This is a genomic window from Hazenella coriacea (assembly GCF_004341825.1).
In the GTDB taxonomy this organism is placed as follows: Bacteria; Bacillota; Bacilli; order Thermoactinomycetales; family Thermoactinomycetaceae; genus Hazenella; species Hazenella coriacea.
The window spans coordinates 1-13,079 of record NZ_SMAG01000006.1 but is presented as its reverse complement, the minus strand read 5'-3'; the positions used below and the strand labels follow the sequence as shown (position 1 = coordinate 13,079).

Below are 13,079 nucleotides of genomic sequence, written 5' to 3'. Positions count from 1 at the left end.
CGATCAACAAATCTTAACTTATACACTTACGGGGAAGTAGTACTTGTTCCACCCCTATAAAAGCCCCCAATTGCCCATTCTGATTGTTAGCTATGAGTTGTGATATTTCTTGTCCGATCGGTGAACTGACTAATCTTTTAAGAGTACTTGGTGAGTCATAAAATGTCTGAATAATAAGTTGGATATCGTCGGATCTCTGAACTCCTGCACTTTGAAGCATGGTTACTCGCATTTTAATGACCCCATCCGTTTGTAAAAAACGGGGAGTTATTTCGGAAGTATAGTATTCTTCGAATTTTGCTAAGTTTGTCACACGATTATAGATTCCAACTGTTTTGATTCCAGCTATATCTTTAATCGAACCATTCATATAGCCTTTTGAATAAAATGTTTTCTCGGTACCCAGATATGACGCTAGCTTTCCATGTTTATTATCAGCAAGTAATTGAGAGAGCTGTTTTCCTCGGGATGATGCAAAGAGGCTTCTCACATGATCAAATGACTCATAAAATGTCTCTGCGATTAGTTGGATATCTCTAAGCTCCGCTGGTTGCTGTTCAGCAGCATGTTGTAACTGATTGAGTCTGACTCCTTTGACCCCGTTGGTAGATAAAAACTTGGGGGCAATCTCGTTTTTATAATATTTTTCAAATGTCTCTAGGTGGCTGATACCACTGTATATTTCAACAGTTTTTATTTCGGGTTGGTGAATCATGGTTGTCCCCCTTATCTGATCAGAACCAGATCCTATGTCATTTTTATGTAAGGGAAAGCTATAGATCTTCTTCGAAAATAGCTACAACACGACTCCATCCGGCACTTGCGTTTTCAATATTAATTGGAAAGGCAGAGATTTTAAATCCGAAAGGCTGTGGCATTTGTTCAAGATTGCATAACTTTTCAATTTGACAATACTCTTTATTCCTACCCACTAGGTGGGCTTCCCAAAATTGAGTGATCCCTTCTTTCGCTTCTTGAGAAGTCACATCAAAAGGACGGTCTAAACCCCACGCGTCAATCCCGATTAATTTAATGCCTTGATCAGTAAGCCATTCAGTCGCAGATGCCACCAATCCAGCATGCTTAAAATCGTAACCAGGTTCGTCAAAATATTTTGAAGCTCCTGTATGGATTAATACGATGTCGTAAGGCTTTAATTCGTATCCGATTCGATCAAGTTCTTCTTGGAGATCTTGATCTGTAATTCCTTCTCCGGAGTGTTTGTGTGTGAAGTCAAGGAGAACTCCATCTCCATAACACCAGCGTAAAGGAATTTGGTCGATGGTTTTAGCTGGTTGCCCATTGCTTTGTGAACCATAATGATAGGGAGCATCGACGTGTGTGGAGCTATGAGTCGATAAGGTGATTTCCTCCACTGCCCAAGCTTCTCCATCTGGCCAAAAGGATTCATTTAATCCTAAGAATTTTTCAGTGACTTGGATCGATTCTTTATGATCGAAGTACTTAATTTTGTGAGGATTAGGCTCAAATGGGCTTGTTTGATTCCTAAGTTTGTCACTTAGGTCAATCAGTGTGGTTTTAACTCCATTCTGTTCAAACATTTCGGTTATCATAGCAAAGGCCTCCTGTGATGTGTCTTGCTCGATAAGAAGTAGATTGGAATGGTTGATTACTATAAATTATTATATTTGTAAAATTGAAGAGTTCCAATCCCTAAACGTGAATTCTTAGATAACTTTAACGAGCTAAGTAAACGTTTTCATGTTCAATTCTTATCTGGGCTTTTTGGTAAACAATCACTTATCACGATTTCAGGTGCATTCTATTCCTCTTTTGACTTCATCCTCCTTATATATGGGTAATATTTCTTATATCTATTTTATCTGAATATAAGTGAATAGGGTATATATATTTACAAATTTAAATTAGAAAAATGAAATTAATAAATAAAAAAGCCATTGACATATGACTCGTCAATGGCTTTTTTTTATTGTTTAACTGTTTTATAGTTTAACGACGTTTGCAGCTTGATCTCCACGGTTACCTTGGGTGATTTCAAAGCTTACTTTGTCGCCTTCGTTTAGAGATTTGAAACCGTCTGAGTTGATGGCTGAGTAATGAACAAATACGTCATCTCTACCTTCTACTTCAATAAATCCAAATCCTTTGTCTGCATTAAACCATTTAACTGTTCCTTGAATCATTGTGATGCCTCCAAAAATATAGTGTGTTGACCATATTCAACAAAAAAATTCACACATTGTAAAGGAGAATAATAAATCGAGATTATAATCCTTTACAATGTGTGAATTATAGACTCAATATGTGCAACCAATTAGCATTATAACACAGTCAATTTATATCTGCAAATGATTTGAATCAAAACGTTTTCATTTTTTTTCAGATATATATTGACAAAGATGATTACTTATAATAAAATAAAAATTTTTGACAAAATATTGCATATGTGATATCTTTAATGTATCGGAGGTAGATCATATGTTTCTGATTGGTGATAAAGTTGTTTACCCTTTACATGGAGCAGGTGTGATTCAAGATATTGAGGAGAAAGAAATCCTAGGGAAAAAACAATATTACTATATTCTGAAGATGGCTACGGAGCCTATGGGGAAATTGCAGATTATGATTCCTATAGAGAAATCTGAGGAAGTGGGTATACGACAGGTTGTTGATCTAGAGACGATGGAAGATGTATTATACACTTTGCATGATGATGAAACTGATTCAAGTACCACTTGGAATCAAAGATATCGCATTAATGCGGATAAGATGAAGAGTGGGGATATTTATAAAGGGACTGAAGTGATTCGTGATTTAGCTAGATTAAACAAAGTAAAACCGCTTGGCACTGGTGAAAAGAAAATGTTAGACAATGCCTTGCAGATATTAATCAGCGAGTTGGTGTTGGTAAAGGGGATCGGTGAGGAACAAGCGACCGCTTTTTTAGATAAGATCATTTATAATTAGTGAGGATTTACTTAATAGAAGATGACATAGAATCTCCAAATATAATCATGGATTGAAGTAACTCTCTGTTAGTTGCATTTTCTCAATAGGAAAATGCTTTTATAGAGAGAATTTCTACATCCCCTTAACATAAATTCTGGGAATTTCGAGTGGGTTTCCAGATTATTTTAAGGGGATGTTTTTATTAGTATGTTATACTAGTACCAAGTCTTAAGTTGTGTCATTGCAATAAGAAGGGGGAAAAGTATGTTAACTAATGACTTGGATTTCCGACTAGAACCACGCTTAAAAGAATTATATGAACAACATAAAGAGAGAGCCCAAAAGATAGACTGGGGCTATCATGAATTCTTACCTTGGGATCAAGGAATGGATTTCAAACGAGTTCCGTGGGATGAAAGCCAAGTGACGTTACCTTCTAGCATTATTACTGCTGTAGAAACGGCACTGTTGACTGAGGTTAATTTGCCTTGGTTTACTACGTATCTTTCAGAAACGTTTAAAGGATCTCTATCTGTGATCACAGACTTTATTCATACTTGGACTTCAGAAGAAGATCAACACTCTAATTTATTGGAAACCTATCTTCTATTGACTCGTAATGTAAACCCAAATCGATTGCACGAATTAAGAAAGCAAGTGCTTGAAGGCGGATTTAATCCTGACTTTCATACACCCATTGAAGCAATGGCGTATACGACCTTACAAGAACTAGCAACAATGGTTTTTTATAATAATGTTGCAAAAATAGCAGGGGAACATGACCGAGAACTGGCTACTTTGTTACGTCGTCTTGCTAAAGATGAGACACTTCATTATGCTTTTTACAGAGATGTTATTCGTGCGCATCTTGAGCTTGAACCCAATTACTGCTATCACATTGCCAATGTCATTATGAATTTTAAAATGCCAGGTGCTGTGATGCCTGATTTTGAAAATCGGATGAATATCATTGCCAAGAAAGCAAATTATGGACCTCTACAATACTTTGACCAAGTTTTGGATGTTCTTGTAGACTATTGGGGAATTCGTGATTTACGTCCTATTGCACCGCAAGCTGAAGAGGCAAGAGTAAATATTTTAAAATACCATCAAAGACTTAAGAGGATTCGGGATCGTTATGCAAGAAGCTCAAGATAGATTGCTAATGGAGTATGTGCATAAAAAAGAAAAAGCTCTAATCTAAGAACTTTTTCTTCGAAAAAATATAGATTTGTTTAATGAAAAAATCATTTTAACCTATCTACTCTCTTGATCGACTCTACACAAAGAGAGTTGGAATTTTGAAATGGTTTTTTTGTTTGCATTTACAGATCAATGTGTTTATATCTAGTTAACTCTTTGGCTGGCAAACCTCTCGAAAGTTACAAAAGTGACAAGTATCTACATCTTTTGTAGGAGAAAATGATTCGATCGGTAAAGGGATATTTTGTTTAGCATCAGTGAGGCTGCTTTTCATCTGTTGAATTTTTGTATCAAGCTGTTCTGATATGCTAGATTTGGTTTGTTCATTGATCGCATGATGGGTACAAGTGCCAGTCCATAGGTTTTCTACTCGTATATGGATTTGATCAAGTGGGACTTGATAGCGTTGATGAACGTATAATGCATAGAGTGCTAACTGTTCGTTGTGTTTTTCTTTTTCCTCTTTTCCCGTCTTCCAATCTACGATGATCCACTTATCTCCTAATCGATATAAGGTATCTAATTTCACATATATTTTTGTATCGAGATATGTAAAATTATTTAATTGTTCAACCTCGATCCATTCACAATGGGGATGATGGGTCATCTCATGAAGGCTCTGACTATTGAGTAGGTGAGTGACACAGATCGGAATTTTTTCTTTTATAGATTTAATCTGTTCTGGTGATAGACGTTGATAGTAATAGATTTCATGAAGCATCGTTCTTTGTGTCGGGGATTCCCACCACTGATTGGAGTTACCTGATTCTATATAAGCTTGGTTTAGCAGATTGCGTATTCGGTGGGTCAGATCTGAAGCTGTATATCTTTTTTGGTGTTTTCGCCAATGCTGGATATACATTTCTGCGATGCGATGGATGAGATCACCAAGTACTAGATGTAGATTTTTTAATTGCTTTAATCGATATATTTTTTGAACTTCATAGGGTTGGTCATTTTGCCATCCTAGGTGTGCGGCATAGTAGTGATAGTAGTATTTGCGTCGGCAACTTTCAAACATATTCTGACGTGACTGGGACCATGACCATTCTGGATAAGGTTTGGTATGCATCATTGAACGTCTCCTCAATCTGTCTATATAGTTACTCTATCATTGTATATGAAAGACCCTGAGGGGGCGCTTTATATCAAACCTTCCTGTGAGGCCTTTTTTGCTGCTTGAAGGCGATTACGAACCTCTAGTTTGGAGTAAATACTAGAAATATAGTTTTTGATCGTACCTTCTGATAAAAATAATTTTTGTGCGATCTCTTTGTTATTGGCCCCCTCTGCGATATACTGAAGAATTTCTGTTTCTCTTTTGCTAAGGTCATAACGTGATGAGAATGTTTCTTGAGTTGGGTGATGTTTTTCTTTTTGAATCGTATTTTTGTCGGAGTTTTTCTGAAGACTATTAACTAGCATTTGTGCGATTTCTTGGGGGATTAATGTCCCCCCTTGATGAACCCACTTAATCCCAGCGATTAAATCTTTAGGATGAATCGCTTTTAACAAGTAGCCTTCAGCTCCAGCGCCAAGTGCCTCCACTACATAATTGATTTCACGAAAGGTGGTGAGCATAATGATGCGAATTTGTGGCCACTTCTTTTTTATCTCTTTCGTTGCTTCGACACCATCCATATTTGGCATATGTACATCCATCAGGATGAGATTGGGATGATGTTCTTCACATGCTTGGATAGCAATATGCCCATTTTCTGCAAGAGCGACTACCTGAAGCTCTGGGTCCATATCAAGGATAATGTGAAGGCTTTCTCGGATTAGGTCTTGATCATCTACAAGTAAAAGGCGGATCGGCTTCAATAGTTTTCAGCTCCTTTTATAGAGTTTAATGAATCGGGTAAGGGAATGGTGCAGACTACAGTTGTTCCCTTTTGTAAAGAAGAAATAATCGAAAGTGATCCGTGTACAGCAGCTAAGCGCTCCTTCATCGATTCGATTCCAAATCCAGCACAGATCTCCTCAGCTCCAATTCCGTTATCCTTGACGCAAAGTTCTACTTGACTCGTTTGGTAAGTTAAAGAAACTTCTATTTTAGCTGCTTGTCCATGCCGCTTGGCATTCGTTAAAGACTCTTGTAAGCAACGAAGGAAAACAAGTTTCATTGATTCAGATAGCTCAGACTCTTTGCCTTTCAATTGAAACGAAATTTCAGTACTTGTATGGATAGCGAATTCACTCGTGATATTACTGATTTGTGATGAAAGGGTATCTTCGTCTAAAACTGCAATTTGATGGATATTACGTCTAACTTCATCTAAACCATTTGAAGTGACATTTCGCAAAACCTCAAGCTTTTCCTTCGCACGCTCTGGCGAAACTTCGATTAAATAAATGGCAGCATCCAGTCCCATCACTACAGAAGTTAAGGTATGCCCGACTGTATCATGGAGTTCTCGTGCCATACGATTTCGTTCCCTTAGGAGCGTTAGATGTTCAATTTGTTGACTGTAAAGTTCTAATGCCTGATTCTGTTCTTTGATCAATTGAAATTGTTGCAGATTTTTTTGATACAGTTGTTGGATTTGTTTATTTTTTTGAATGAAGTGTTGGAGGCTGAGTCCTAATCCTAAAGTAAGGATTAAGTTGACTAGCATCATTAAAATGTGGACCCGATTTTCGGGAAGTACAAGAAAAAACTCAATAAAAGGGATGGCCAGTACAAAGACTGGAATCGTCCACTTAAGCATGCGACGAGTCGAAAGATAGCCAATGATCATTACATGTAAGGAGGTGATTTGGAAAAAATGTTGCACTAAATAAACAAGGTATAATTCTAGTAACCCGGTAGTGAGTAGGACTGAGATCACAAATCCATTTCTATGAATATAATTAGGTCGCCAAAAGAAAAGTGGTATGAAATAACTAAGGGTGATCATGATGATGATCCAAAATCGCGTTTGGGGATCTTGGAAAATAGGTTGGGAATTTGGGAGTATAAATAATTCGATCCCGAACCCACATGTGAGTAAAATGAAAAAAAGCCATTCAATCCAATGCCACTTTCGCTTTTCAACCATAGGGATCCCTTTCTCTTAACCATGTTATTTCTCTTGATTGTACTCAATGTTGCTTGGAATCAACAAGGGATGAAAGGGAAATGTGACTGAAGTCATATAAAGAGGTGACTCATATGACTTTGAAATGGTTGAAATAAAAGAAATCATGCCAATTTTAGTGACTTTCTACACTGACATGCATGTGGTGTAAAAACATACAATGAAAGCAGTTAAAAGAATGTCAGAAAAGGAGGATTTTCCATTGAAAAAACTGGTTTCATTGATATGTATGATTTTGTTGATATCGTCTATTTTCTTCATCCCTAGTTCAGAAGTGTTTGCTGAGGAAAAGGGAAAGTTGAATATTGAAAATCCGAAACAATTAAAAGACTATGTTGACCAATATTTTCAAGCAAATATGGAGAAGAACCATGTACCTGGGGCTATAATAACCATTGTTAAAGATGGAAAAGTGTTACTTTCTGAAGGATATGGATATAGAGATTTAGAGGGAAAAATACCTGTTCAGGTAGACCAAACAACATTTCGAATTGGGTCTGTCACCAAGAACTTTACTACAACAGCGATTATGCAACTGTATGAACAAGGAAAACTAGACCTTCATGCTGATGTGAACAAATATTTAAAAAATGTACAACTAAAAGGTAAGGGTGATCAACCAATCACGATTCACCATCTGCTTACTCATACTGTTGGATATGATGAATCGTTTAAAAACATGGGTGGAACACCGATGTCGCTTGAAAAATATATATCAATTGCTACACCTGCTCAAGTTCGTAATCCTGGAACAGAAGCGGTATATAGCAATTACAGCTATGCTGTTCTAGGTAAAGTTGTAGAGGACGTCTCAGGTCAAACTTATGAACAATATATTCAATCGCATATTTTTGACCCGCTTGAAATGAAAGGGGCTAGTTTTGGGCGAGATTCACGGTTATCTAAAAGTTATTTGTCGAACGGTAGTCAGATTGTAAGTACTCCCTATATGCCGATCAATGGGAAACCAGCTGGGGACATACATGCGACGGCTCCTGACTTAGCCAAATATATGATGGCACAACTGCAATCAGGTAAATTTAAAGAGACATTATTGAAACAGCAAAGTTCTGAGCTGATGCAGTCTACACATTTTTCTATAGATTCTAAGGTTTCGGGGATTGGTTATGGACTATTTGAAGATGTAAAAAGAAAACATCGTGCGGTGGTACATGGGGGGAGTGTTGATGGTTTTCAATCATTAATGTATTTAATCCCTGAAAAAGGGGTAGGGATCTTTCTATCTACCAATGGTGCTGAAGGGTTCTTTTTGAATGATACGTTTGTTAAGCAGTTTAATAAAGATTTTTATCCAGACTCGATAATTCAAACACCATCTTCATCAACAACACCGATGACACAACTAAAAAGCGAATTAGAAGGTCAGTATCGGACGATGCGTCATGCACATCATGGCTATGCAAAAGTAAGCAAATTACTCCAGTCTCCAGTTCAGATTACAGTAATCGGAGATGGGAAAATTCAAGTACAATTGCCGATCCCGGGGAGCGATAAACTTACTTTTGTAGAGAAGAAACCCTATTATTTTGAAGAAGAAAACGGTGAAGATCAACTGTTTGTTTACAAAGCGAAAGATGGAGAAACTCATTTTTCCTTCAGTTCCCTACCATTTATGCCGTTTGAAAAGTTAGAAATAGCTGAAGTGTTTGTACCGATCTTGGTATTTGGGATTTTCACATTGGTTTTAATCCTCACCATAAACATTTTGCCCAGTGGTTGGTTGATTCATCTATTACGTAAAACACCTCATCAAGGAGCTATGTCACGTAAATGGGTGGTTTGGGTTGCTAGTGTGTTTTATCTTGGATTTTTGGCTGTACATGTTGCGAATCTGTTAGATCCGTACAAGTTAATGGGCCCTAAAACCATCATGTGGGACCTCTTTACTTACTTACCAATTCTCCCATTTGGTTTCTTCCTTTATCAAGGATGGCAGTGGTTTAAAGCTGAACGTAAACAGGCGATGGGCTGGTGGAGAAAAATAAGTGGAGATGTACTTATCTTAACTGGGATTTTGTTGATGCCTTGGATGGTTTATTGGAATTTGGTAGGTGAATTCTTTTAATTTATTAGTGAGAAATCTGGAGACTACATGGAACTCCAGATTTCTTTTTTTATTTTGCCAAGCGTTTCCCCGATTTGATCATAAACGATAACTTCCATAAGACCATCTAAAGGAGTTTCTGTTTTGTTGATCAACGCAATTTTAGCCCCTGTTTGATAGGCAAATTCAACTAAGCCAGCAAATGGGTATACTTGTAGAGATGTTCCTAGAACGATGACCGTATCAGCTTTCTCGACTTCATCCATCGCAACAGCCCAAGACGATGGATCCAACATTTCCTCAAACAATATAACAGGTGGTCTAAGATCTCCACCGCATTCTGTTTCCTCACAGTGATAAAGCTGGTTTGTATAAGAGTCAGATGGATAAGGTTTTTGACATTTTGAGCAAACGAGGTGTCTGAGATGTCCATGAACTTCTACCACATGTTGACTCCCTGCACGTTGATGAAAACCATCAATATTTTGTGTCAAGACAGCTTTTAGGATTCCTTTCTTCTCTAATTGAGCAAGGACTTCATGCCCAATATTGGGTTGATATTGAGCCAGCTCTTCAATTCTTCCCCGGAAAAAGTCGATAAACTCAGATGTACCAATGGCTCTTGGGGTTGCAATCTGAAAGGGGTCTTTGCCAGACCATAAGCCACCTTGTGATCGGAAGTCGGGAAGCCCACTTTCTGTCGACATGCCAGCCCCTGTAAGTGCGACTAAGTGCTTTGAATGAAGAATGAAATCTAAGATATCTTGCATGGGTTCATCTCCTTGTTTCATTTCAAAAAACTTTTGAGTCAAGTATACTCTAGAATACTGTTTATAGGAATGTATCAGTGGATAAAAATGCCATGATGTCCATGGGATTAAAGCGAATATAAGATGAAAAATGAAGAATATTATATACGAGTCGAGAGTCTTAATTTTGACAAGGATTCAAACAAATCATTTTTGATATCTATGACTTTGTACATCATCTTTTTATGGAGTGCACAAAAAAGTAAAGTTGGGATGATGTGAGAGTCTTGGAATTGAAAATTATAAGGTGAAGTTGATGAAAAAGTTATCTATGCTATGTACTCTTTTTCTTTTTGTCGTAACAGGTTGTGGAGTAGTTCAACAGAATGAAACAAGAGAGCGGCGGCTTGATCACCCTCCAGGGCCACGTGAGACTGTGGATCGAGAAGTGAATCCCCAACGCCTATTACAGGTTAAGAGTGGAGATGAAACACAGTCAAAACGAGATCATGCAATGATGAAGAGAGGGATTGAGACATTAGGTTTTATTGACCCATCGGCTCCAAAGGTTGCTGCTGAAGATATTTATAAAACAGCTGATCATCTAACATATGTTAGTTTTTTTAATTACCGTGTGAAGTCTGATGGGAGTCTTGTTCATCTGAATGATCTGACCCCTCTTCAAGCCACTCGGCAAAAGCAAGCGATTCCGATGATGGTTATCACTAATTTGGGTGAAGATAATTATTCGCCGGAAGTGGCTCATACTCTTTTTACTACACCTAAGATGGCAGATCGGCTTGCAGATAATGTGATAAAAGTCATGAAGGATAAAGGATATCGTGCTTTAAATATTGACTTTGAGTTTATTCAGGAAACGGATCAGAAGTTATACAATGATTTTTTGGGGAAATTTATCCCGAAAGTTAAAAAAGAAGGATATACAGTATCGACAGATTTGGCTCCAAAAACGAGTGATGAACAAAAAGGACCATGGGCAGGGGCTCATGATTATGCATTTCACGGACAAGTAGCTGATTTTGTTGTCTTAATGACTTATGATTGGGCATGGAATACGGGACCACCGATGCCAGTCGCACCGATCCCAGAAATGCGTAAGGTTCTCGATTATGCAGTAACAAAAATTCCGAAAGAAAAAATTATGCTGGGATTTCCGCTCTATGGATATGATTGGATTTTGCCTTATAAAGAGGGGAATCCACCAGCTCGATTAGTAACTCCTCAGCGAGCTGCTAGAATTGCACAACAAAAGGCAGCGAAAATTCATTTTGATAATCAGGATGAATGCCCATTTTTCTATTACCTTGATGCAAAAGGGCGAAAGCATATGGTTTGGTTTGAAAATGAGCAAAGTGCACAAGCCAAATTCAACTTGGTCAAGGAATACGGAATACGTGGAATTGCCTATTGGGCTTTGGGACGTGAGTTTGATCGGAACTGGTCTTTGCTTCATGAAAACTTTAATATTCTTAAGTATGGGCCTACCCAATAAGTTAAAGATCACCCCCTTTTTCAGCTGTAAAGAAAAAGGGGGATTAAAAATAATATATTTTTTTAGGAGAAAACACTTGCGCATTTTAAGAAAACATGCTAGATTAATATCTTGTGAGCTACTTAAATAGCTTGTACATAAGTAAAGGGGCCTATAGCTCAGTTGGTTAGAGCGCACGCCTGATAAGCGTGAGGTCGGCTGTTCGAGTCAGCCTAGGCCCACCAGAGTATAAGATGGGGCTATAGCTCAGCTGGGAGAGCGCCTGCCTTGCAAGCAGGAGGTCAGCGGTTCGATCCCGCTTAGCTCCACCATCAATTCGGAGAGGTGTCCGAGCTGGCCGAAGGAGCACGATTGGAAATCGTGTAGGCGGCAAAACCCGTCTCGAGGGTTCGAATCCCTCTCTCTCCGCCAGTTTATTAAGGCTCGGTAGCTCAGTCGGTAGAGCAGAGGACTGAAAATCCTCGTGTCGGCGGTTCGATTCCGTCCCGAGCCACCAGATGTGCTGGTGTAGCTCAATTGGTAGAGCACCTGACTTGTAATCAGGGGGTTGTGGGTTCAAGTCCTATCACCAGCACCATTAGCGGGTGTAGTTCAGTGGTAGAACATCGGCCTTCCAAGCCGTTTGCGAGGGTTCGATTCCCTTCACCCGCTCCATTTTTCATATTCAATCGTTTGTAATTAGGCCCGTTGGTGAAGCGGTTTAACACACCAGCCTTTCACGCTGGCATGCAGGGGTTCGAATCCCCTACGGGTCACCATAAATATTTAATTAAGATGATAGAGGATTCAATTAACTGATAGAGAGTCTGGGGATTGGGTCGGCTTATTGTCTTTGATGTGGAGCTGTGGTGTAGAGGCCTAACATGCCTGCCTGTCACGCAGGAGATCGCGGGTTCGAATCCCGTCAGCTCCGCCATATTTTGATCGCTATGATGGTCAGAGTAGCTTAGGGAATAGATTGTATTTCTTAGTTGAGGGCTGATTGATAGGAGCCATTAGCTCAGTTGGTAGAGCATCTGACTTTTAATCAGAGGGTCGAAGGTTCGAGTCCTTCATGGCTCACCATTGTTTTTGTGGTGAATTAGAAAAAATGTTCTTGACTCTTATTCAATGTTGTTGTATATTATATTTCATCAGTTGTTTACCTCTATTTTTAACTTCATATGTGCCCTTAGCTCAGCTGGATAGAGCGTCTGACTACGGATCAGAAGGTCGGGAGTTCGAATCTTCCAGGGCACGCCATGTGAAATAGTCTATTGAATTTATTTCGGTAGGCTATTTTACTTTCCTTGAAATTAGCTCATGGAATGTGAGACTATCGGTTTCAGGAATGTTCTATCATATATGCATATTTATTTTTTAAAAGTAGTTGACATCTATTTGGATTGGTAGTATATTAGTTTTTGTCGCTGCAAGTTGGCGATGAAAAAATAGATTCATATAAAAGTGTTCCTTGAAAACTAAAGAGTGAAACCATGACCTGTTAATTTTTTGAGAGCATAGAATCAAACAACCATTTTTGGAGAGTTTGATCCTGG

11 protein-coding genes and 10 tRNA genes are annotated in these 13,079 nt (G+C 38.4%); 14 read left to right on the top strand and 7 right to left on the bottom strand.

Annotated features, from left to right (window positions below):
• Positions 1 to 13: 13 nt before the first annotated feature.
• The 3 genes from EDD58_RS10695 to EDD58_RS10685 form a co-directional block, all read right to left on the bottom strand.
• A complete protein-coding gene (locus EDD58_RS10695) occupies positions 14 to 715 on the bottom strand; it encodes a hypothetical protein (RefSeq protein WP_131925433.1) in 702 nt (233 codons plus the stop codon).
• Between the two features lie 58 nt (positions 716 to 773).
• Positions 774 to 1,574, bottom strand: coding sequence for a cyclase family protein (locus EDD58_RS10690; protein ID WP_243648715.1), 801 nt, complete (start codon positions 1,572 to 1,574; stop codon positions 774 to 776).
• A 390-nt stretch (positions 1,575 to 1,964) separates the two neighbouring features.
• On the bottom strand, positions 1,965 to 2,165 hold the full coding sequence (locus EDD58_RS10685) for a cold-shock protein (protein ID WP_131925431.1): 201 nt from the start codon (positions 2,163 to 2,165) through the stop codon (positions 1,965 to 1,967).
• A gap of 295 nt (positions 2,166 to 2,460) precedes the next feature.
• Here EDD58_RS10685 and EDD58_RS10680 point away from each other — a divergent pair, with 295 nt between their 5' ends.
• Together EDD58_RS10680 and EDD58_RS10675 are read left to right on the top strand one after the other, a co-directional pair.
• Entirely contained in the window at positions 2,461 to 2,949 is a 489-nt protein-coding gene (locus EDD58_RS10680) for a CarD family transcriptional regulator (protein WP_131925430.1), read from the top strand.
• Positions 2,950 to 3,195: 246 nt separating this feature from the next.
• Positions 3,196 to 4,089 (top strand): acyl-ACP desaturase, encoded by an 894-nt coding sequence (locus EDD58_RS10675; RefSeq protein WP_131925428.1) that lies wholly within the window; start codon positions 3,196 to 3,198, stop codon positions 4,087 to 4,089.
• 193 nt (positions 4,090 to 4,282) lie between these two features.
• On the opposite strand, the gene EDD58_RS10670 is transcribed toward EDD58_RS10675, so the two are convergent.
• The 3 genes from EDD58_RS10670 to EDD58_RS10660 all read right to left on the bottom strand — a co-directional run bounded on the left by EDD58_RS10670 (position 4,283) and on the right by EDD58_RS10660 (position 7,175).
• Positions 4,283 to 5,206 (bottom strand): PD-(D/E)XK nuclease family protein, encoded by a 924-nt coding sequence (locus EDD58_RS10670; protein ID WP_165875938.1) that lies wholly within the window; start codon positions 5,204 to 5,206, stop codon positions 4,283 to 4,285.
• Positions 5,207 to 5,277: 71 nt separating this feature from the next.
• Entirely contained in the window at positions 5,278 to 5,958 is a 681-nt protein-coding gene (locus tag EDD58_RS10665; protein WP_131925424.1) for a response regulator, read from the bottom strand.
• Complete coding sequence (locus EDD58_RS10660; RefSeq protein ID WP_131925422.1) at positions 5,955 to 7,175, bottom strand: sensor histidine kinase; 1,221 nt, start codon at positions 7,173 to 7,175, stop codon at positions 5,955 to 5,957. Before EDD58_RS10660 ends, EDD58_RS10665 begins: the two co-directional genes overlap by 4 nt.
• Positions 7,176 to 7,443: 268 nt before the next feature.
• On the opposite strand from EDD58_RS10660, the gene EDD58_RS10655 reads away from it, so the two are divergent.
• Positions 7,444 to 9,300: a serine hydrolase domain-containing protein gene (locus tag EDD58_RS10655; RefSeq protein WP_165875937.1), complete on the top strand. Its 1,857-nt coding sequence runs from the start codon at positions 7,444 to 7,446 to the stop codon at positions 9,298 to 9,300.
• A gap of 23 nt (positions 9,301 to 9,323) precedes the next feature.
• Here EDD58_RS10655 and EDD58_RS10650 read toward each other — a convergent pair whose 3' ends face one another.
• On the bottom strand, positions 9,324 to 10,049 hold the full coding sequence (locus EDD58_RS10650) for an NAD-dependent protein deacylase (protein ID WP_131925418.1): 726 nt from the start codon (positions 10,047 to 10,049) through the stop codon (positions 9,324 to 9,326).
• A gap of 295 nt (positions 10,050 to 10,344) precedes the next feature.
• Here EDD58_RS10650 and EDD58_RS10645 point away from each other — a divergent pair, with 295 nt between their 5' ends.
• The 11 genes from EDD58_RS10645 to EDD58_RS10595 all read left to right on the top strand — a co-directional run bounded on the left by EDD58_RS10645 (position 10,345) and on the right by EDD58_RS10595 (position 12,783).
• Positions 10,345 to 11,541: a glycosyl hydrolase family 18 protein gene (locus tag EDD58_RS10645; protein ID WP_131925416.1), complete on the top strand. Its 1,197-nt coding sequence runs from the start codon at positions 10,345 to 10,347 to the stop codon at positions 11,539 to 11,541.
• A 147-nt stretch (positions 11,542 to 11,688) separates the two neighbouring features.
• A tRNA-Ile gene (locus EDD58_RS10640) sits at positions 11,689 to 11,765 on the top strand.
• An 11-nt stretch (positions 11,766 to 11,776) separates the two neighbouring features.
• Positions 11,777 to 11,852: transfer RNA gene (locus EDD58_RS10635), tRNA-Ala, on the top strand.
• A 7-nt stretch (positions 11,853 to 11,859) separates the two neighbouring features.
• A tRNA-Ser gene (locus EDD58_RS10630) sits at positions 11,860 to 11,952 on the top strand.
• A 9-nt stretch (positions 11,953 to 11,961) separates the two neighbouring features.
• A tRNA-Phe gene (locus EDD58_RS10625) sits at positions 11,962 to 12,037 on the top strand.
• Positions 12,038 to 12,042: 5 nt separating this feature from the next.
• Positions 12,043 to 12,118, top strand: a tRNA-Thr gene (locus EDD58_RS10620).
• Between the two features lie 3 nt (positions 12,119 to 12,121).
• Positions 12,122 to 12,195, top strand: a tRNA-Gly gene (locus EDD58_RS10615).
• 27 nt (positions 12,196 to 12,222) lie between these two features.
• Positions 12,223 to 12,299 (top strand) — tRNA-Glu (locus tag EDD58_RS10610).
• An 81-nt stretch (positions 12,300 to 12,380) separates the two neighbouring features.
• Positions 12,381 to 12,457: transfer RNA gene (locus tag EDD58_RS10605), tRNA-Asp, on the top strand.
• A gap of 73 nt (positions 12,458 to 12,530) precedes the next feature.
• Positions 12,531 to 12,606, top strand: a tRNA-Lys gene (locus EDD58_RS10600).
• 100 nt (positions 12,607 to 12,706) lie between these two features.
• A tRNA-Arg gene (locus EDD58_RS10595) sits at positions 12,707 to 12,783 on the top strand.
• Positions 12,784 to 13,079 lie beyond the last annotated feature (296 nt).

Bases quoted from the DNA above. Each gene is read 5' to 3' on its own strand.
- EDD58_RS10695 (WP_131925433.1), bottom strand. From the start codon at position 715: ATGATTCACCAACCCGAAATAAAAACTGTTGAAATATACAGTGGTATC.
- EDD58_RS10690 (WP_243648715.1), bottom strand. From the start codon at position 1,574: ATGATAACCGAAATGTTTGAACAGAATGGAGTTAAAACCACACTGATT.
- EDD58_RS10685 (WP_131925431.1), bottom strand. From the start codon at position 2,165: ATGATTCAAGGAACAGTTAAATGGTTTAATGCAGACAAAGGATTTGGA.
- EDD58_RS10680 (WP_131925430.1), top strand. From the start codon at position 2,461: ATGTTTCTGATTGGTGATAAAGTTGTTTACCCTTTACATGGAGCAGGT.
- EDD58_RS10675 (WP_131925428.1), top strand. From the start codon at position 3,196: ATGTTAACTAATGACTTGGATTTCCGACTAGAACCACGCTTAAAAGAA.
- EDD58_RS10670 (WP_165875938.1), bottom strand. From the start codon at position 5,206: ATGCATACCAAACCTTATCCAGAATGGTCATGGTCCCAGTCACGTCAG.
- EDD58_RS10660 (WP_131925422.1), bottom strand. From the start codon at position 7,175: ATGGTTGAAAAGCGAAAGTGGCATTGGATTGAATGGCTTTTTTTCATT.
- EDD58_RS10655 (WP_165875937.1), top strand. From the start codon at position 7,444: ATGATTTTGTTGATATCGTCTATTTTCTTCATCCCTAGTTCAGAAGTG.
- EDD58_RS10650 (WP_131925418.1), bottom strand. From the start codon at position 10,049: ATGCAAGATATCTTAGATTTCATTCTTCATTCAAAGCACTTAGTCGCA.
- EDD58_RS10645 (WP_131925416.1), top strand. From the start codon at position 10,345: ATGAAAAAGTTATCTATGCTATGTACTCTTTTTCTTTTTGTCGTAACA.